The organism is Barnesiella intestinihominis YIT 11860, from assembly GCF_000296465.1.
Taxonomy (GTDB): domain Bacteria; phylum Bacteroidota; class Bacteroidia; order Bacteroidales; family Barnesiellaceae; genus Barnesiella; species Barnesiella intestinihominis.
In genome coordinates this window covers 420740-440327 of record NZ_JH815204.1, presented here as the reverse complement: position 1 = coordinate 440327, position 19588 = coordinate 420740, and the positions used below count along the sequence as shown (strand labels likewise).

The 19588-nt window shown below is 43.8% G+C and carries 14 protein-coding genes; 3 read left to right on the top strand and 11 right to left on the bottom strand.

Annotated elements, in window-relative coordinates; translation table 11 throughout:
• The first annotated feature begins 16 nt into the window (after positions 1-16).
• The 3 genes from HMPREF9448_RS06630 to HMPREF9448_RS06620 are packed head-to-tail and all read left to right on the top strand — an operon-like array spanning position 17 to position 3518.
• Entirely contained in the window at positions 17-2125 is a 2109-nt protein-coding gene (locus HMPREF9448_RS06630; protein ID WP_008861816.1) for a S9 family peptidase, read from the top strand.
• Positions 2050-2742, top strand: a complete 693-nt coding sequence (locus HMPREF9448_RS06625; protein WP_232297237.1) for an ABC transporter ATP-binding protein — start codon at positions 2050-2052, stop codon at positions 2740-2742. Before HMPREF9448_RS06630 ends, HMPREF9448_RS06625 begins: the two co-directional genes overlap by 76 nt.
• A gap of 2 nt (positions 2743-2744) precedes the next feature.
• Positions 2745-3518 (top strand): ABC transporter permease, encoded by a 774-nt coding sequence (locus HMPREF9448_RS06620; RefSeq protein WP_008861814.1) that lies wholly within the window; start codon positions 2745-2747, stop codon positions 3516-3518.
• On the opposite strand, the gene HMPREF9448_RS06615 is transcribed toward HMPREF9448_RS06620, so the two are convergent.
• The 11 genes from HMPREF9448_RS06615 to HMPREF9448_RS06565 all read right to left on the bottom strand — a co-directional run bounded on the left by HMPREF9448_RS06615 (position 3515) and on the right by HMPREF9448_RS06565 (position 19561).
• Complete coding sequence (locus HMPREF9448_RS06615) at positions 3515-4246, bottom strand: phosphatase (protein WP_008861813.1); 732 nt, start codon at positions 4244-4246, stop codon at positions 3515-3517. The two genes, HMPREF9448_RS06620 and HMPREF9448_RS06615, sit on opposite strands and share 4 nt — an antisense overlap.
• An 86-nt stretch (positions 4247-4332) precedes the next feature.
• The gene (locus tag HMPREF9448_RS06610) at positions 4333-5829 is read right to left on the bottom strand and encodes a WG repeat-containing protein (protein WP_008861812.1); all 1497 of its coding nucleotides are present in this window, start codon (positions 5827-5829) and stop codon (positions 4333-4335) included.
• Between the two features lie 182 nt (positions 5830-6011).
• On the bottom strand, positions 6012-6305 hold the full coding sequence (locus HMPREF9448_RS06605; RefSeq protein ID WP_008861810.1) for a PG0541 family transporter-associated protein: 294 nt from the start codon (positions 6303-6305) through the stop codon (positions 6012-6014).
• Between the two features lie 70 nt (positions 6306-6375).
• The gene (locus HMPREF9448_RS06600; RefSeq protein WP_008861809.1) at positions 6376-9513 is read right to left on the bottom strand and encodes an efflux RND transporter permease subunit; all 3138 of its coding nucleotides are present in this window, start codon (positions 9511-9513) and stop codon (positions 6376-6378) included.
• A 46-nt stretch (positions 9514-9559) separates the two neighbouring features.
• Entirely contained in the window at positions 9560-10576 is a 1017-nt protein-coding gene (locus HMPREF9448_RS06595) for an efflux RND transporter periplasmic adaptor subunit (protein ID WP_008861808.1), read from the bottom strand.
• 33 nt (positions 10577-10609) lie between these two features.
• Positions 10610-12085, bottom strand: coding sequence for a TolC family protein (locus HMPREF9448_RS06590; RefSeq protein WP_008861807.1), 1476 nt, complete (start codon positions 12083-12085; stop codon positions 10610-10612).
• Between the two features lie 36 nt (positions 12086-12121).
• Positions 12122-12733, bottom strand: coding sequence for a TetR/AcrR family transcriptional regulator (locus HMPREF9448_RS06585; protein ID WP_008861806.1), 612 nt, complete (start codon positions 12731-12733; stop codon positions 12122-12124).
• A 245-nt stretch (positions 12734-12978) separates the two neighbouring features.
• Positions 12979-13764 (bottom strand): acyl-ACP--UDP-N-acetylglucosamine O-acyltransferase, encoded by a 786-nt coding sequence (gene lpxA, locus HMPREF9448_RS06580; protein WP_008861805.1) that lies wholly within the window; start codon positions 13762-13764, stop codon positions 12979-12981.
• A gap of 19 nt (positions 13765-13783) precedes the next feature.
• Positions 13784-15190: an efflux transporter outer membrane subunit gene (locus tag HMPREF9448_RS06575; RefSeq protein WP_008861804.1), complete on the bottom strand. Its 1407-nt coding sequence runs from the start codon at positions 15188-15190 to the stop codon at positions 13784-13786.
• A 31-nt stretch (positions 15191-15221) separates the two neighbouring features.
• Entirely contained in the window at positions 15222-18401 is a 3180-nt protein-coding gene (locus HMPREF9448_RS06570) for an efflux RND transporter permease subunit (RefSeq protein WP_008861803.1), read from the bottom strand.
• Between the two features lie 26 nt (positions 18402-18427).
• Positions 18428-19561 (bottom strand): efflux RND transporter periplasmic adaptor subunit, encoded by a 1134-nt coding sequence (locus HMPREF9448_RS06565; RefSeq protein ID WP_008861802.1) that lies wholly within the window; start codon positions 19559-19561, stop codon positions 18428-18430.
• Between the last annotated feature and the right edge of the window lie 27 nt (positions 19562-19588).

Here is a 19588-nt window from a genome sequence, read left to right as displayed (position 1 = left end):
CTATAAACCGTTATTTATGAACAAACTAAATTGTATGATGATGGCAGGAACTTTATTGGTAACGGCCTGTCAGCCGACCGGAAAAACCGGAGACGTAATCGGCAAACAACCCGTAAAAGTCGAGAATGGAATCATGACCACAGAAGTGCTCATGGCATTCGGCAGAGTAAGCGGTCCCGTAGTTTCTCCCGACAAGAGTAAAATTTTGTATGGTGTCTCTTACGAAAATCTGGAACAAAACAAAAGCAACCGTGAGCTCTTCGTCATGGACATCGACGGACAAAACAAAAAGCAAATCACTTGTACTCCCGAATCGGAAGGCAATGCCGTATGGATCGACGGAGGCAAACAAATAGCATACCTGTCGGGAAAGAGCGGAGATTCACAATTATGGATTATGAATGCCGACGGTAGCAATGCCCGACAAATAAGCCACCATGAGAAAGGTGTCCACGGTTTTTTATTCTCGCCCGACGAGAAACATATACTTTTCATCGGCAACGTGAAATACAGCGAGAAAGCCTCGGACCTCTACCCCGACCTCGATAAAGCGACAGGACGTGTGATCGACGATTTAATGTACAAGCATTGGGACGAGTGGGTGGAAGAGATACCCCACCCTTATATCGCTTCATTCGACGGTAAACAGTTAACCGATATTACCGACATTATGGAAGGAGAGCCATACGAATCTCCCATGAAGCCATTCGGTGGTATCGAATCTTTCGCATGGACTCCCGACAGTAAAGCCGTCGCTTATACCAGCCGAAAGAAAACCGGTATGGAATATTCTTTATCGACAAATTCAGATATTTATCTGTATGACCTCTCCACCCAAGAAACCAAAAACCTTACCGAGGGCATGATGGGATACGATACTACACCGGCGTTCTCGCCCGACGGGAAATATCTGGCATGGGGCAGCATGGAACGCGAGGGTTACGAATCGGACAAAAATCGACTCTTCATCATGAACATGGAAACAGGAGAAAAACAAGACCTGACCTCCGACTTCGATTACAGCACCGATGAATTGGCTTGGAGTCCCGACGGAAAATCTCTATATATCCGTTCGGCCTATCAGGGAGAAATACACATTTTCAAAGTAGGGCTCGATAAAAAAATCGAACAAATCACGACCGGATATTACGATTATGCCTCATTGGCTCCCGTAAACGACAACTGTTTGATCGCCATGCGCCACTCTTTGTCTCAGCCCGATGAAATTTATAGTATCGACCCGCAAAGCAAAGAAGTAAAGGAAATCTCTTTCGAGAATAAAGATATTCTGGATCAAATCACTATGGGTAAAGTCGAAGAACGCTGGATAAAGACGACAGATAACAAAAAGATGCTTACGTGGATCGTTTATCCTCCCCATTTCGATCCTTCTAAAAAATACCCCGCTATCCTCTATTGTCAAGGCGGACCTCAACAACCGGTGAGCCAATTCTGGTCTTACCGTTGGAATCTGCAATTAATGGCGGCCAACGGATACATCGTTATCGCACCCAACCGTCGGGGTCTCTACGGATTCGGTCAAGAATGGCTCGAACAAATCAGCGGAGATTACGGTGGCCAAAACATGAAAGACTATTTCAGTGCGACCGATGAAATGAAAAAAGAACCGTTCATCGACGGCGACCACATGGGCGCAGTTGGCGCCAGCTACGGAGGATTCTCGGTCTATTGGCTGGCCGGACATCACCAAAAACGATTCAAAGCATTTATCGCCCACGCAGGTATCTATAACCTCGAACAACAATATGTAGAAACCGAAGAAATGTGGTTTGCCAACTGGGATATGGGCGGAGCTCCGTGGGATAAAAAGAATGCTACGGCACAACGTACATTCGCTACATCGCCGCATAAATTCGTAGACCAATGGGATACCCCCATACTTATCACTCACGGAGAATATGATTTCCGCATTCTTGCCTCACAAGGTATGTCGGCGTTCAACGCAGCCAAACTCCGAGGAGTTCCGGCAGAAATGCTCATCTTCCCCGACGAAAACCACTGGATTTTGAAGCCTCAGAACGGTGTACTGTGGCAAAGAATTTTCTTCCGTTGGCTCGACCGTTGGTTGAAGCCGCAAGCTACAACTACCGACCAACAAAAATGATCGAATTCAACAACATAACTTTCATTTATGACAACAAGCCTCTGATGCAACACTTCTCGTGTTGCATCAGCTCCGGCGAGAAAGTGGTGCTTTACGGACCTTCGGGACACGGTAAAAGCACCCTTCTTGCTTCGGTAGCCGGCTTTGTTTTACCAGACGAAGGCTCTATCCGTATAAACGGTAAAATCCTCGACAGCGTTGCCATACAACAAATACGACGGATAACCGCATGGTTGCCCCAAGAGTTCACTCTCCCGTTTGAAACAGTCGAAGAACTGATCGCAGCCCCTTTCAGGCTAAAAATAAACCAACCGTCGAGACCTACGAAAGAAACTATCCTGAATCATTTCGCAAGACTCGGACTGGAACCCGAACTGTATGAAAAACGCTCTATTGAAATATCGGGAGGACAGCGCCAGCGTATTATGCTGATGATAACGGCTTTGTTAAACAAAAAAATCGTTCTCTTGGACGAACCTACCTCGGCTCTCGATCCCGACTCTATTTCTCTTATCATCGATTACATTCACGCCATGCGGGAAACAACCGTAGTGATGGTGTCGCACGACACTCGCTTCATAGAGGCGTTCGACCGAAAAATATACATCGGAGATTGATTATGGAAACAATAAATATCGGATACGGACACATGGCTTTGGGATTTCTGTTATTGATAATCCCTACCTATTTTCTCTACCGTTACCGTACCGGTTTGGTAAAAGACACGCTCATCGCCGCGCTACGTATGACCGTACAACTCTTCCTCATCGGATTTTATCTCGAATACCTGTTTTTATGGGATAAACTGTGGATAAATCTGTTATGGATATTGCTCATGATAATCATAGCTTCATCGACCGCACTAAAACGAACCCACTTACCCGTACGAACTTTATTCATGGCTGTTTCCGTTGCATTTCTCGTCTCACTACTCGTCATAGACTTTTATTTCTTAGGCTTAGTCGTTCGCCCGGAAAAAATCTTTACCGCCCGATATTTTATTCCCATCAGTGGTATGATTTTAGGCAATATGCTATCGGCCAACGTTATCGCTCTCAATTCGTTTTACGGCTCTCTAAACAGAGAACGACAATTATACCTTTATCTGTTGGGGAACGGCGCATCTCCCAGCGAAGCCCTGACCCCCTTCATGCGTGAAGCCCTCATCAAATCGTTCAACCCCACGATCGCATCAATGGCAGTCATGGGACTTATCGCCCTTCCGGGAACTATGACCGGACAAATTTTAGGAGGCAGCAGCCCAAGCGTAGCCATCAAATATCAAATCATGCTAATGATAACCATCTTCGCCTCTTCGCTCATATCGGTTTTGCTCACCCTATGGATTTCCCGTAAGAAAACATTCGATAAATACGGAATGACGAAATTCTAAACGACCATTTCCTCCCGGTTGCGTCTCAATCGAGCTTTGAACACATCGGGCTTATCATTGAGAATAAGCTCTTCGGGAAACTCAGTCTCCACCAACAGAGGATACAGCCATCTGTAATCGGCGATGGAAAAAGAGATATGGGCATCACTCCCCAAAATGACAGGTTGCTCATAGTGTTTGCACAAACGCAGGATTTCCAAATTATTTTCTCTCGCTTTCTCCTTATGGCGATATGGATTGAGAGAACTGTTGTTTATTTCCAACAACACCCCGTTCTCTTTGGCAGCCAGCACTAACGGTTCAAAAAACAGATCGGCCGTACCGTCACCAGGGTGACTGATAATGTCGATATGACCATTACGTATAGCACCTTCCACAGCCAATGTATTCTGCTCGACCGTTCCCGGCCGATAACACAGCGAATGAAGTCCGGCTATGCGAATATCCAAAAATTTAAAATATTCTTCTTCCAAGTCGAGAGAACCTTCATAATCGACTATATTTATCTCGGCGCCTAATAAGAGTTCCACCCCGTACATCAGCCGCGGCACTACCGGTAAATTCCGAAAATATATGGGTGAACAAGTTCCCGGAATGCCACCCGTGTGTTCCGTAATACCCAATATTTGCAGGCCTTTATCGGCTGCCGTGCGAACCATCTCCTGTAAAGTACTGAAAGCATGTCCGCTAGCAACCGTGTGAGTATGTACGTCGAGAAGAATTTTCATAACAGATCTATTTAAGACTCGGTAAAGATAGTCCAATTCGCACGAAGAAACAACAGCCCCTCACGAAACAGGAAATGTCCACCCTGTTACTGATAGATAGCGATCATCTCGTTACAAGTATTGATGATGTTCTGCTGCGACTGTATGTTGTGCTTGATAGCAGCCGAATTGGGGTCCTCGATCAATTTCATCTGTAAGCGGGTCAGCTCTTCAATGGCCCGGCTGCGGCGGATTTCCCACTCGACCCGACGGGCTGGATCGCTCCGGTTGCTACCCGACGAAACGGGTGCCGAAACTGCGGGAATAGACACCACGTCACTACCCACGTTACCACTGGCGGGTGTCTCACTACCAGCAGAGATGGTACCCGGAGTCTCCCGACCGTTACTGTCGAGCCTGTTACCCTCCTCGTCAAAGATGAATATCTCACCACCGCTTTTAAAACAGAACACACCGTAGCCCGAGCGATAAGTGCTCGCATAGCTGTTAGAGGGGAGCAAAAAGACTTCGCGTCCCGCGGTATCGATATACCCTACCCTCCCATTGCGAGCCACCCGGGCAAAGCCATTTTCAAACCGGCTCACCCGACTGTATATGCAGGGTATCACCTCTTCGCCCTGCTTATTTATGAATCCATGTTTACCCTGCTGTTCCACATCAATCAGCCCCTCGCTGAATAATTCACCTATCCGGTCGTAACGTGCCGAAGTCAGTTCTTTCTGCTCGGCATCGACAAAGCCATAGAGACCGTTCTCATAGAAATAAAACACATCAACGTCACAAATACCCATCGCCTCATAACGCGGGGTCGAGATAAACTCGCCGTCTTTGTCGATCAAACCATAGAGACCATTGAGACACGCCGGGGTCACCTCGCCATAAAAGGAGATGGCTTTTTCGAACCGACAGGGAATTACCTCTCGGCCCGTCTCGTCGACGTAGCCATAGAGTCCTGCCTCGTTCTGCACGCAGCCGCGGCCATTTCTAAACATTTCTGCTCCCCGATAAGAGACAGGAGACACCTCGTAACCGTCGGTATCGACATATCCTTTTCTCCAATTCTGTTCGACTACGGCCAAACCTTCGTTATAATCATTCACACGTTCATACCGGCAGGGCACCACAAGGTTCCCCTCGGAATCGATATAACCATAGTTATAATACTCGTCACAAACCGCACTACGGTCGCAACAGAAACCGCTTATCGGCTGAATACCTGACGGGAGGGAGAATTCCTCTACCCCACCGTCGCGATAGACAAAAAGTTTGTACACCCCCTCTTTCGAAAGAGCCACGATACCACCAGGCTCGACAAATACCAGCTCATAAATACAAGGTATCACCTCCTTGCCCCTCTCGTCAATACAACCATAGACAGCTGTCTCGCGACCCGACTCAGTCTTAGTATCCATGCTCACCCGAGCTATACCGTGCTCGAAATTATCAATGTGCGTATATTTCAAATGCAAGTTGAGAATATAGGGAGTGATTTCCACTTTTCCACTTCTCCCACACGATGTCAATAAGGAGATACCAACTACTGAAAAAATCATGAGGCAGCTCCAAATGCTTGAATGTTTCATAGTACACAATTTTATGCAATACAAAAATAATGATTTTACCGAAATATGAAGACAATCGGACTACAAATTATCCCCTTTCGACAAATCGTTGAGATATCCTCACGGCCTAATACACCCAGAGGCTGCACCGAAATATTCGATGCAGCCTCTGGGTGGGTGTGTGATGTTCGGACACAAACCCGTCAAATTGCTTGCTCTATATTCCAGACAAAGGCCCGTAGCCCAAGCTGAGGAGTAGCCTCGTCCATCTGATGCAGTTTTTCCAACAGCGGCTCTACTTTACTATCCTCGACAACGGTTATAATGGCAGAACACATGGAAGGCCATGCATGACTGCCATAGTGGGGTTCCCCTGTCTTGGAACCACGTCCTCTCATCTGTTCGAAATAAGAGAACCCCCGACAAGAGAGTTTATCCAACAGTTCGATAATTCGCACATAGTGAGCTTGATCAAAAGTGATAAGAACAGATTTCATATCGAATTATATTTTTAGTGTTCTGTTTTCCTTTTCCGATTCTGGGAAAAGGAAAACAGAACATTTTGATTTAGTTATTAGAATTTATCTTTACATCTTGAAGCAGTCGTTCGTGATGTTTCTTGCGTTTGCGCTTCACACCGACAGAGGCAAATACACAATAAAGTACAGGTATGAGAATCAATGTCAAAATCGTAGATACTGTCAAACCACCGATCACAGCCGTACCCATCGGCCTCCACATTTCAGAACCTTGCCCCGTACCGATAGCCATAGGAACCATACCTAAAATCGTAGTTAAAGTCGTCATGATTACAGGACGCAAACGAGAATGTCCACCTGTTACAACGGCTTCACGTATTCCCATACCTCTTTCCCGGTTCAACGATATATAGTCGATAAGCACGATACCATTTTTCACCACAATACCAATAAGCATTATCGCACCGATCAACGACATCACATTCAACGTATTGCCCGATAACCACAGGGCCAAGAATACACCAGAGAATGCAAAGGGCAACGAGAACATAATGATAAACGGATAGGTCAATGACTCGAATTGGGCAGCCATTACAATGAACACCAAAATCACGATGAGATACATCAAAGTAAATAAGTCGCCAAAAGAATCCTGTTGATCCTCATAAGTACCGGACAATTGTATACTGATACCCGAAGGAAGCGACATTTGGTCTATTTTTTCCTGAGCCGCAGCAACAACTTCGCTCATCGCAGCTCCCGAAAGAATAGCCGAAACCGTATTGATACGCTCACGGTCTTTACGGTCAATCGTCGGCGGAGCAAACCGCTCTACAACGGTCCCTAATTCTTTCACACGAACGCCTTTTCCCTGAGCATTATAAACGACAATATTTTCTATGTCTTCTATCGATGTACGATATTCGGGAGCATACATTACTTTAATATCATATTCCTCCCCTTCCTCACGGAACTGGGAAGCCGTAGCTCCATTAATACGATTTCTTAAATAAGTAGCAGCTGTCGCCAAGTTAAGACCATTAAGAGCCAATTTCTCCCGGTCGAAATCTACTTGATACTCAGGTTGATAATCGGCACGACTAATACGAACCTCGCTAACACCCTTTATATCCCGGAGTAAAGCAGAGAGCTGAGCCGCTACACTATCGGTCTCTTCGAACGAATAACCATAGATTTCGTAATCAAGCATGGTCTCACCACCCATAGCCGACATACCACCACCTAAATTCACTTGCGATTTCTTAATTTCGGGATATCCCGCCAAATCTTTACGCATCAAATCACAAATCTCCGACAGTGTTCTCTTCCGTTCTCCCGGATCACTCAAACTGATATTAAAGGTCAAAATATGAGAACCGTTATCGGTCATCGAAGCATAGGTATTGTCTGTACTGGCTTGTCCTGCCGTAAAGTTACAAACTTCAATTTCGGGATATTGTTCCATCCATTGATTATACAACCGCATACCTATCTCTTTGGAAATTTCAGTACGCGTTCCAATAGGTAATTCCACGATTACCCCTATACGCCCATTATCCTGAGTAGGCATAAACTCCGTTCCCACGAACCGAACCAAGAATAAACTGAGAACAAAGAAAGACATACACGAAACAATAACTATCGTGCGGTGTCCTACAGCCCAATGCAACAAACGTGCATAGGCATTGTCGAAACTGTCCAATCCTCTCTCAATGGGACCGTAAAGTATCTTGAAAGCCTTAGATTGTTTCGGTTGCAACTTCAACATACGAGAACAAAGCATGGGAGTCAAGGCCAAAGCGCACACGATAGAAATAACCATAATAATGGTTACCATCCAACCTAATTGTTGAAAAAGAACTCCGGTCATACCTGTCACCAATGTCAACGGGAAGAACACGGCGATAAGCGTCAACGTAGATGCCACCACAGAAAGTCCCACTTCATTCGTTCCATGAACGGCGGCCTGCATCGGCTCACTTCCCCGCTCGATATGATTCGTCACATTTTCAAGTACCACAATAGCATCATCGACCACCATACCGATAGCGATCGAAAGAGAAGAAAGAGAGATGATATTCAACGAATTTCCCGTAGCCGCCAAATAAATGAACGATGCGACCAAAGATATAGGTATGGTAATGACGATGATAACAGTAGCTCTCCACCGACCCAAAAACAGGAATACCACAATCGACACAAAGAGTAATGCCAAAATAACGGTTTCGAACAACGTATCAATCGTGTTCCGAATATTATCCGAAGTATCGACAATCACACCCAATTTAACATCGCTCGGCAAATTTTTCTGTAATCTAGGCAGTGCTTCCATAACAGCATCGGAGATTTCCACAGAGTTCGCCCCCGACTGTTTCTGGACGATAATCATCGCCCCTTGTACTCCATTGTTATAGGTTTCTTGCGCCCGCTCTTCGACTGAATCGTGTACGACGGCGACATCTCTTAAATAGATTGTCTTTCCACCGAAATTACCGACTACGATATCGTTCATTTGCGTGGCGTCGCTAAACTCCCCTTGCACACGCAATGAATAAGTTTCCGAACCGACATCAAACGTACCTCCCGGTATATTCCTGTTTTCAGCGCCAATAACCGACGAAATAGCTTCGATACTGAGATTATAGGCTTCGAGTTTGACCGGATCCACATAGACTTGTATTTCTCTTTCGGGAGCACCGCTGATAGAGACAGAACCGACTCCACTGATACGCGCCAAAGGACTGGCGACGTTATCATCGAGGATTTTATACAGTGCCGGCATACTTTCATTCGCCTGAACAGAAAGCAGCACAATGGGAATCATATCGGAACTAAATTTGAAAATAATGGGATTTTCCGCCTCATCGGGCAGCTCCGATTTTACCATATCCAATTTATCACGCACATCGTTCGTCAGTACATCTATATCTTCACCGAACTCAAATTCAAGGGTAATCAACGATATATTTTCTTTCGACTCCGAAGTAATGTGCTTCAAATCGCTCACCGCATTCAGCGCATTCTCCAACGGACGAGTAAGGTTATTCTCTATATCGGCAGCACTGGCTCCGGGATACGCTGTCATGACCATAATCGTATTGGTCTCAATATCGGGATAGAGGTCAATAGGCAGCTTTGTAAGGGAAAAGATACCCAAGATAGCCACTGCGACAAAGCACAATGACGTCATAATTGGCTTCTTTACCGAACCTTCATATAGACTCATATAATTTTTCTTTAATGTGTGAATAGTTTAATTAGGTATCTTAAAATCACTCTGCAATTTTCACAGAGGCTCCATCTTTCAATCTGGATTGACCGGCGATCACAACTTCGGCTCCATTCTCTACACCAGAAATCAATTCATAAGTTTTGTCTATATGACGCCCTAACTGAACTTGATTAAAGGAAACCTTTCCATCTTTATACACGTAAACGAATCTGTCCCCAGAACCCGAACGTTTTACAACAGCCTGATCGGGTACTACGACACGATTGACATTCCCGAAATCAATATTTACGCGGGCAAACATTCCCGGACGAATGCGACTATCGGTATTGGGTATATTGATCTCGGTCACAAATGTGCGGGTAGCAGGATCTATCGTAGGATGTATCAACGATACTTTTCCTTTGAAAACTTCATCGCCATATACCTCGACATTTACATCGACCGACATACCTATTTTGACTTTCGTGAAATCACTCTCCGATACATTGACCAATACTTTTACAGGCTGTATCTGCATCACCGTTAAAATAGCCCCACTGGCCATATCGCCATTATCAAAATTACGAGCAGTCACCACTCCGTTTACAGGACTAACCAAAACCGTATTTTCATCTAAATTTCCATAAGCGGTCTTGGTCGTCTCATATTGCGTACGCAACTGATCTACTTGCTGCTGAGAAGCACCGCCTACGGCAAAAAGCTCCTTTACACGGTTATACTCCAACTCCAAATTGTCCAACTGTAACTTCTGCTGAGCTAAATTGGCTTGATCCAAATCTACCAATTTTTGTCCGGCATAGACTTTATCACCGACTTCTACATATATTTTTTTGATACGATTGGGGACAGACGAACTAATCGAATTACGCTTATAGGGTTCTACCGTAGCTGTATATGAAACGACCTGCGGAACAGCCTGCTCCATAACCTTAGCAATTTTCACAAGTTGAACAGTTTCTTCCTCAACTTGTTCGCTAGTCTCCTTCTGTCCAGAACAAGCGACGAACGACAAGGCCGCACAAACAGCCATTACGTTGAAAAAATGATTTCTTTTCATATGTTTATTTTCTTATATTATTCTATGAATGTATTACTTATCTTGGCTTTTCTCTTGTTTATATTGTTCCAAATCGGTATTACCCAACAGCAATTGTAAATCGGACTTTGCCGCTAAGAAATCGTATATGGCTTGATTATACGAGAGACGAGAGTTCGTCAAAGCCAAATCGGCATCGTTAAGCTCTACAAAAGTAGCGGAACCAATCTCGAAACTTTTTTGCATGATGGAATATGCTTTCTCGGCTTGTCGAACACCTTCCTTATTGGAAGCAATCTGTTTTATAGATTTCTGGATATTATCCATCGACATTTGCACTTGCATCGAAAGAGAGTTTACCAAGTTATCTCGTTGTAGTCCCAACTGCAAGACATTCGATTTAGCTTGTTTTATTTTAAAGTGACGAGCCCCTCCTTGAAAAATCGGCAGCGATAAAGAAAGTCCGACCGTAGAATAAGGATTCCATCGGAAATCGTCAAACATACCGCCATAACTCATCGATATCCAGTTGTAATTAGCTGTCGCCGACAATGTAGGAAACCAAGCCATGCGCTGTACATCGACTGCCTTTTTCAAATAGGCCGTTTGTAAATCCAATTTACGCAAATCGGTATTTTGTTCAAGCGAGGTATTGATATTCAAAGTCTCCTCATACATGGATGCCTCATAATCGTCTAATTTGTCGGTAACTTCTATATCAACCGTCATATCCATACCCATCAGAACCTTCAATTGAAGTTTACTCAATTTGACACTGTTCTCGGTTTGCAATAATGTAGGTTCAAGATTACGGACTTGCACCTCGGCCCTTAACACATCGTACTCCGAAGCCGTTCCCTGTTCAAACTTATTTTTGTAATCCCTTGCATTTAACTTGGCATTGTCATAACTCATTTTGATAACTTCATAGGAGTTTTGCGCCAACAACAGACTATAATATGCTTTCTCTACTTGATTAACCAAACTCAACCGAGAGGAACGGGCTGCTTCTACCGCTTGTTCGACATCGGCACTCGACAATTGAACGCTTTTCCACAATTGAGGGGCGATAATTGGTAACGAAGCACTAAACCCTACCGAATAAGTATTATCTGTCCCGACTTTCATTCCTGTTTCACCGGAAGAAGAGGAAGCTCCTCCTGTCTGCGGAACCTGAAACTCGGGGTGAAGCTGACTTATCGTATTGTATATAGGAGTAAACATGGCACTCATATCGAATGCTTCTGAATCCATATACATGGTTTGTTTCTCTATCGTACGACTATATGATGCAGAACCGTCTATACGAGGGAATAATCCTGCGATAGTTTCCTTTTTGGAATAATCTTTTTTCTCTATCTCCACATCGGCAACCTTAATCGTTGGATTCTCATTGAGCGCTATACCGATAGCTGTTTTCAAATCGAGAGTTACCGATTGAACTTTCTGTTCCTGAGCCCAAGATATTCCGGGGAAAAGGAACAGCATCAACATAGCACCGACTCGGTGCATGATCGTCATTTTGTTCATACGTTTTTTTTCATCATTAAAGTTTTTACCATCTTTTTATCTATTCTCCTCAAAAAATTCATCTGTATATTTTACTCCCTCCGGAGTAGCTATTCCTCGAATAAAGCTTTTAAATATCGTTTCAAAAATCTCGGTAAAAGTATATTTAGAATTAAATATTTGATCTGATTTTTTTAAAAGTTCAAATTGAAAAGTCAATAGCGTCGCTACAATCTCCATATTGATATCGGCTCGTATCACACCTTCACCGACACCTTCTTTCAATAAATCGACCGTAGCTTGTTTATGGCATTCCTTATCATTCTCATACTTATCATTAACTCTCGGATAATATCGTTCCATATCCACAAAAAACATGGGGCTTGTATTCCGCATGAAACGGAGGATATCTTCATAAACATTCAACAACAAATCAATCACATTCTTTCGATTGGCAAAATATACCTCCAACCGAGCCCTTCTTTCCATTTCCTGACTTTCCAAACAAGCCAATAATAACTCGTTCTTTTCCTTGAAGTTTTCATAAAGAGTCCGTTTCGAGATACCTAATTGAGACGCAATCATATCCATTGTAACAGATTTAATTCCGTTACACAAAAACATACGGGTTGCCTGCTTGATAATTCGCTGTTGTAACTCTGTATTCATAATAATTATCCCATTATCGCGGCAAATGTATAGAAAACTTTGGAAACCAAAATAGTTTTCACCGCTTAATTATGTGCTATTTCGTTAATAAAAACAAACGCTATTAGACCTAGGCTATCCGGGAAGCACATAATTATATAATAATCAAATATTTATATATTTAAAATAGAAAAAGAGAATAGGCATTTATAAAAAGAAACCCCGGTTATTTTTAACCGGGGTTTCTTTCAGTCTACTTTTCTACTTTATTTTTCTTCTCCATAGGTAGCAATTATACCCATTTTCGAATCTTCTATAAAAGATAGAATATAATCAATTTCGGGACTTGGCTCCACCACTTCTTTAATACGAAGCACTGCATTTTCAAGACTAGTACCCGACTGATATATTTGTCGATAAGCCAAAGCGATATTCTCGATAGTAGCCTCACCGAATCCTCGCCGTCTAAGAATAAATGCATTTATTCCCTTATATGTAATGGGATTATGTGCAGCTAAAATATACGGAGGTATATCTTTACCCGTACGGCAACCGCTTTTCACCAAAGTCCAGCTACCTACCCGACAGCGCTCTTTCACGATTACACGTCCGGCGAGAATTGCTTTACTATGAATATGACACTCTCCCGAGAGGTCACAATCGATACCTAAAATGCAATCGTCGTCCACACGGCAGTCGTGTCCGATACGTGTTCCTTTCAACAGACAAATTCTATTTCCAATGACAGTTTCTCCTTCGGGAGTCGTAGCTCTATTGATGATAACATATTCTCGAATCATATTATCGTCCCCGATAGACAACCGGGTAGCATCGCCTTTATAATGGAAATCCTGCGGCTCGGCGCCCAAAATAGCACCTTGAAAAACCCGATTGTTTTTTCCCATGACAGTTCCCGCCAAAACACTGGCGTATGGATATATCACACAATTGTCTCCAATGACAACATCTTTATCGATATAAGCAAAGGGGTGAATCGTCACATTGTTCCCAATCACCGCTTTGGAATCGACGTACGCTAACGGACTAATCATAGTATATTATTTTTAATTTTTACTTCGTATTTTCCTCTATTTCCCGACCTCCGCCTAAGGCATGATACAAACTGACGACAGCGACCATGCATTGATACGAATCGGAAATCTGGGACAACTGGGCATTCAACAACGACTGTTGAGCTGTAAGGACTTCGAGATAGGTCGAAGTGCCCAGCTTCATCAACGACTCGGTAGCTTCAACAGCTCTTTCCAAAGAAGCGACCTGCTGATTTCTATTTACAAGAGTTTCCTTTGTCGTTTGAATTTGATAAAGAGCATTGCTTACCTCTTTTCCTGCATTAAGGATTGTCTGCTGGAAATTAATAGCAGCCATCTTCTGCTGAGCTTTGGCAGCTTTCAGATTCGCGACATTACTGCCATGATTGAATATCGGTTGTACCAACGATGCAGCTGCAGACAGCAACACTTTTCCGGGATTAACGATCATGCTCCCGGCTGAGTTGGTCCATCCGGCAGATCCCGAAATTACCAAGTTGGGATAAAAGGCAGACCGCGCTATATTCGTAGTATAATATGCCGCAGCCAACGAGAGCTCTGCCGACCGTACATCGGGACGATTGGAAAGTAATTGAACCGGGACTCCCACTTGTAACATTTCGGGGAGTTTCTGGTCTTCAAACGTTCCTCTCTCGATCGACTGAGGCGCTTGATAAAGCAATGTGGACAAACTGTTTTCCGCTTCTCTTATCTGTTGCCGCAAAGCCGGTATCGAAGCCGCAATCATATAGCTATTCGCTTCACTTTGCGCTACCGCAGCTTCATTTGTCATGCCTCCAATCTTCATCGCTTTTATCGTCTCCACGCTCTTTTCCCACAACAAAGCGGTCTCTTCCGTAACAGCGAGTTGCTTATCGAGCATCAACAAGGTGTAATAACCATTAGCTATGGTAGCGATAATCTGTGTACGAACCGCTTGTTCATACGCTTCGCTTTGCATTAATACAGCTTTTGCATTGCGTTTTGAATTCAGCACTCTTCCAAATATATCGATCTCCCAACTTGCCGTAACCGGCGCATTGTAAGTCCATGAGGCTTTGCTACCATCGAAACTACTTACACCGCCTTGCGGAGTCAAATTCAACGTTGGCAAAAACGCCAAGCGAGCGGCATTGAAACTAGCCTGAGCCGCTTCTACTTGTAACATGGCACTTTGCAGATCGCTATTTTTTTCTAATCCAATGCGTATGAGATTCTGCAATATCGTGTCGGTAAAGACTTCTTCCCACGGCAAATTCCCCATATTCAAGGAATCTGCCGCAAGGGTATCGCCTGCCGCAACAGTATCTCGGAACAAGCCTTCTACATCGACATCGGGTCGATGATATTTATTATATATGTGGCAGCTATTAAACATAGTGAGCATAGCCAAACCACACACGGTATATAAAAGAATTCGTTTCATATATTCTCTGTTTTATAGAGTTACCTCAAATTTATTTGGAATATTGTTCAATCTCCGAAATAACCTCCGAATTATCAAGATCGTTCCATTTAAGAGGTTTAATCTTTTCTTGAATAATCTGGAAGACAACGAACAAAGCCGGAACAATAAATATCTGACATATCATACCGATGAGCATACCTCCCACGGCTCCGGCTCCCAGAGTGCCGTTACCGTTAGCACCTACTCCACTGGCAAACATCATAGGCAACAAACCGATAACCATCGCCAATGACGTCATCAAGATAGGACGCAGACGGGCTGCCGCTCCATCGATGGCCGCATTGATAATAGGCATACCCGTACGACGACGATCCAACGCAAACTCTACGATAAGAATCGCATTCTTCGCCAACAAACCGATAAGCATAATCAAAGCGATTTGCAAATAGATATTATTCTCGACTCCCATCATCAATGCAAATATAAAGCTACCGGCCAATCCAAACGGTATCGAGAGGATTACCGAAAGCGGCAAAATGTAACTTTCGTATTGAGCACTTAACAACAGGTAAACAAATACCAAGCACAACATAAAGATAATAGCAGTCGTACCACTGCTCGAACCCTGCTCTTCACGGGTCATACCCGAGAACTCATATCCATAACCTACCGGCAATGTTTCGGCGGCGACTTCCTCGATAGCTTTAATAGCTTCACCAGAACTATATCCGTCGGCCGGATTACCGTTAATAGTCATAGCCGTAAACATATTGAAACGCTTGATATTATCGGGACCATATACCTTTTTCAAGGTAATGAAATTGGTAATCGGAGCCATCTCGGAACCATTACGAATTTTTATGTTGTTCAGACTTTCGGGATTGGCCCGAGCACTCGGTTCTGCTTGTATCATGACACGGTACAATTTACCGAAACGGTTAAAGTTAGAAGAGTACATACCTCCCAAATAACCTTGTAGAGCCGCCAACACATCGCTCGGGCTAATACCGGCCTGTTTACATTTGGCGACATCGACATCGACCATATACTGCGGGAACGCAGGATTAAATGTCGTCGAGGCCATCGCTATCTCCGGTCGCTTCATCAGCTCAGCTAAGAAATTTTGAGCGACTTCATAAAAATGATCCAGCGAACCACCGGTCTTGTCCTGCAAGTTCAACTCGAAACCATTACTGATACTGTACCCCGGAATCATAGGCGGAGCAAAACACAATACACGGGCATCCTTTATTTCCGTAGCGAACTTCATATAAAGAGTCCCGATTACAGAATTGGCATCCATACCTTTTCCGGTACGTTCGTCCCAATCTTTCAATTTCACGATAAAAGAGCCATAGGTATTCCCTTGTCCACCGATAAAACTGAATCCTAAAATTTGTGTACGACTTTTTACTGCCGGATGAGTAGCGATAATACTATCTACCTCCATAAGAATTTTCTCCGTACGTTCCTGAGAAGTTCCCGGCTGCAAATCGGCTGTAATCATTATCGTACCTGTATCTTCATTCGGGACAAGTCCCGTAGGAGTGATGTTCATTAAAATAACCAAGACAATAACTCCTACGATAACTCCCGCAAACGAAAGTTTTTTATGATGGACAAAATGGGTAACCCCATTTTTATATTTGGAGAGCATCGTGTTGTATGCTGCATTAAACGCTATATGAAAACGATCGATAAACGATGTTTTTTTATTTTCATGTCCGTCTTTATTGTGAGGTTTCAATAAAATAGCACACAAAGCCGGACTCAGCGTCAAGGCGTTGATCGCCGAGAAACCAATGGCAAATGCCATCGTGAGACCGAACTGCCGATAGAATGTTCCCGAAGTTCCCGGCATGAAACTTACCGGAATAAACACCGACATCATCACCAACGTAATCGAAATGATAGCGCCAGAAAGCTCGCGCATGGCATCGATAGATGCTTTACGGGGTGACTTATATCCTTGATCCAACTTAGCATGGACTCCCTCGACGACCACTATGGCATCATCGACCACAATCGCAATGGCAAGAACCAATGCACAAAGAGTCAACAAGTTCAAACTAAATCCCATCAAATACAAGGCAAAGAACGTACCGATCAACGACACCGGAATAGCGATAGCGGGAATCAACGTCGAACGGAAATCTTGCAAGAAGACATACACTACAAAGAACACCAAAATAAAGGCTTCGATAAGGGTCTTGATTACCTCGTGAATCGAAGCAAACAGGAAGTCGTTAGCATTCAAAGTCGTTTCGATTTCCATTCCGGGGGGAAGGTCTTTCTTTATATCTTCCAACAAATTTGTAATATCGCCGATAATTGCAGTGGCATTGGATCCGGCAGCCTGATAGACCATCGCACTTACCGCATTATGCCCGTTCTGGAAATTTTTAAACCCATAGGTCAACCGACCTAATTCAATATCGGCAACATCTTTCAAGTACAAAATTTGCCCATCGTCGTTTGCTCGTATCACCATATTACCAAACTCCTCAGGGGTTTGTAAACGGCCTTTATAGGTCAAAACGTATTGGAACGATTGATTTCCCTGATCTCCGAACTGACCGGGAGCGGCTTCGATATTCTGCTCAGCTAAAATACCTGCAATATCCGCCGGCATCAAACCATATTGCGCCATAACATCGGGTTTCAACCAAATACGCATAGAATAGTCTGTCGCCATAACATCGGCAGCACCGACACCAGATACACGCTGAATTAAGGGGAGGACATTAATTTTTGCATAATTTTCAAGGAACTCCAAGCTGTACCGGTCGTCGGGACTGAACAGAGAGAATACCATCAACATACTCGTCTGACGTTTTTCGGTAATCACACCCACCCGCGTTACTTCTGCCGGCAACAGATTTTGAGCCTTAGCGACCCTGTTCTGCACATTCACGGCAGCCATATCGGGATCGGTTCCTTGCTTAAAATATACGTTGATCGACGCCGATCCTGTATTGGTTGCCGTAGAAGTCATGTATAGCATGTTTTCCACACCATTTATGGACTCTTCCAACGGAGCTATAACACTATTCAATATGGTTTGAGCGTTAGCACCTGTATAAGTTGTCGAAACTTGTATGGTAGGAGGGGCAATATCTGGATATTGCGTAATCGGTAAAAATACAAGTCCTATAACACCCAGTATGACCATAAAAATGGAAATAACGGTCGATAATACCGGGCGGTTGATAAATCTATCTAACTTCATAATCTTTTATCTATTTGAAGTTCTTGTTATTGATTATTTTGCGAACCGGCAGCCTTAATAGTCATGCCGTCCTTCAAAGTATTGACACCTTCTGTCACGATACGATCCCCGGCTTTCAATCCCGAAGTTACCATATACTCTTTTCCGTTGTCGATCGATGCAATGGTTATTTCGGTAGAAGTCACCGTAGAGTCGTCATTTAAAACATAAACAAATTTCTTATCTTGAATTTCGTAAGTAGCTTTTTGCGGAACCAAAATAGCATGGTCGTTTTTCATAGGAATCATGATAACGCCCGAACCTCCGCTACGCAACAACCTATTCGGATTTTCAAAAGTAGCACGCATATTCGAGGAGCCTGTCTGCGTATCTATAATTCCACTGACTGTTTCGATCCGTCCTTTCAACGGGTATATACTACCATCGGAAAGTTTCAACGATACAGTCGGAAGTTTTTGCAAAAAATTCTCAGCACCGTATTGTGCCACCAATTCCAAAATTTGCCGCTCGGTCATCGAAAAGTAAACATACATCTCGGAATTATCCGAAACAGTGGTAAGCGGAGTGGCCGAAGACGGCGACACCAAACTCCCCACACGGAAAGGAATCTCCCCCACTACTCCATCGAGCGGACTGATAACTCGCGTATAGGAATCGTTATTACGGGCATTTACCAATTGGGCTTCCGCCTGAGCCAACTGGGCCTTAGCCGAAGCATAAGAGTTTTCGGCCATTTGCAAATCATATTCGCTGATGATGTCTCGTCTCTGCAACTCCCGTTTGTTTTCTGCCGTAAGGCGAGCGGTTTCGGTACTGGCTTTCGCTACCTCTACATTAGTCTCGGCGACTTTCAATGCAGCTTTGTACGGGACTGTATCGATAACGAAAAGAACTTGACCTTTTCTTACGACAGACCCCTCATCGACTCTCAAATCTGTAATAAAGCCACTAACATTCGGACGTATCTCGATATCCCGCTTACCCTTAATTGCAGCAGGGTAATTGCTATACCACTCCATCGAATCGGGCTGTAATGTCATTACGGCATATTCGCGAACCATTCCGCTTCCATTCTGGGCATTTTTTCCTCCACAGGAAAATAAAAAAATACAAAGCATCGCACCTGCGATAGGCTGAATAAAATTTTTAGTCAATTTCATAAGCAACAAAAATTATTTTCAACGTTG

What these genes read in the sequence shown, in the direction of transcription:
- HMPREF9448_RS06590 (WP_008861807.1), bottom strand. Translation starts at nt 12,085, where the DNA reads ATGAACAAAATGACGATCATGCACCGAGTCGGTGCTATGTTGATGCTG.
- HMPREF9448_RS06585 (WP_008861806.1), bottom strand. Translation starts at nt 12,733, where the DNA reads ATGAATACAGAGTTACAACAGCGAATTATCAAGCAGGCAACCCGTATG.
- HMPREF9448_RS06595 (WP_008861808.1), bottom strand. Translation starts at nt 10,576, where the DNA reads ATGAAAAGAAATCATTTTTTCAACGTAATGGCTGTTTGTGCGGCCTTG.
- HMPREF9448_RS06620 (WP_008861814.1), top strand. Translation starts at nt 2,745, where the DNA reads ATGGAAACAATAAATATCGGATACGGACACATGGCTTTGGGATTTCTG.
- HMPREF9448_RS06565 (WP_008861802.1), bottom strand. Translation starts at nt 19,561, where the DNA reads ATGAAATTGACTAAAAATTTTATTCAGCCTATCGCAGGTGCGATGCTT.
- HMPREF9448_RS06600 (WP_008861809.1), bottom strand. Translation starts at nt 9,513, where the DNA reads ATGAGTCTATATGAAGGTTCGGTAAAGAAGCCAATTATGACGTCATTG.
- HMPREF9448_RS06610 (WP_008861812.1), bottom strand. Translation starts at nt 5,829, where the DNA reads ATGAAACATTCAAGCATTTGGAGCTGCCTCATGATTTTTTCAGTAGTT.
- lpxA (WP_008861805.1), bottom strand. Translation starts at nt 13,764, where the DNA reads ATGATTAGTCCGTTAGCGTACGTCGATTCCAAAGCGGTGATTGGGAAC.
- HMPREF9448_RS06615 (WP_008861813.1), bottom strand. Translation starts at nt 4,246, where the DNA reads ATGAAAATTCTTCTCGACGTACATACTCACACGGTTGCTAGCGGACAT.
- HMPREF9448_RS06630 (WP_008861816.1), top strand. Translation starts at nt 17, where the DNA reads ATGAACAAACTAAATTGTATGATGATGGCAGGAACTTTATTGGTAACG.
- HMPREF9448_RS06575 (WP_008861804.1), bottom strand. Translation starts at nt 15,190, where the DNA reads ATGAAACGAATTCTTTTATATACCGTGTGTGGTTTGGCTATGCTCACT.
- HMPREF9448_RS06570 (WP_008861803.1), bottom strand. Translation starts at nt 18,401, where the DNA reads ATGAAGTTAGATAGATTTATCAACCGCCCGGTATTATCGACCGTTATT.
- HMPREF9448_RS06605 (WP_008861810.1), bottom strand. Translation starts at nt 6,305, where the DNA reads ATGAAATCTGTTCTTATCACTTTTGATCAAGCTCACTATGTGCGAATT.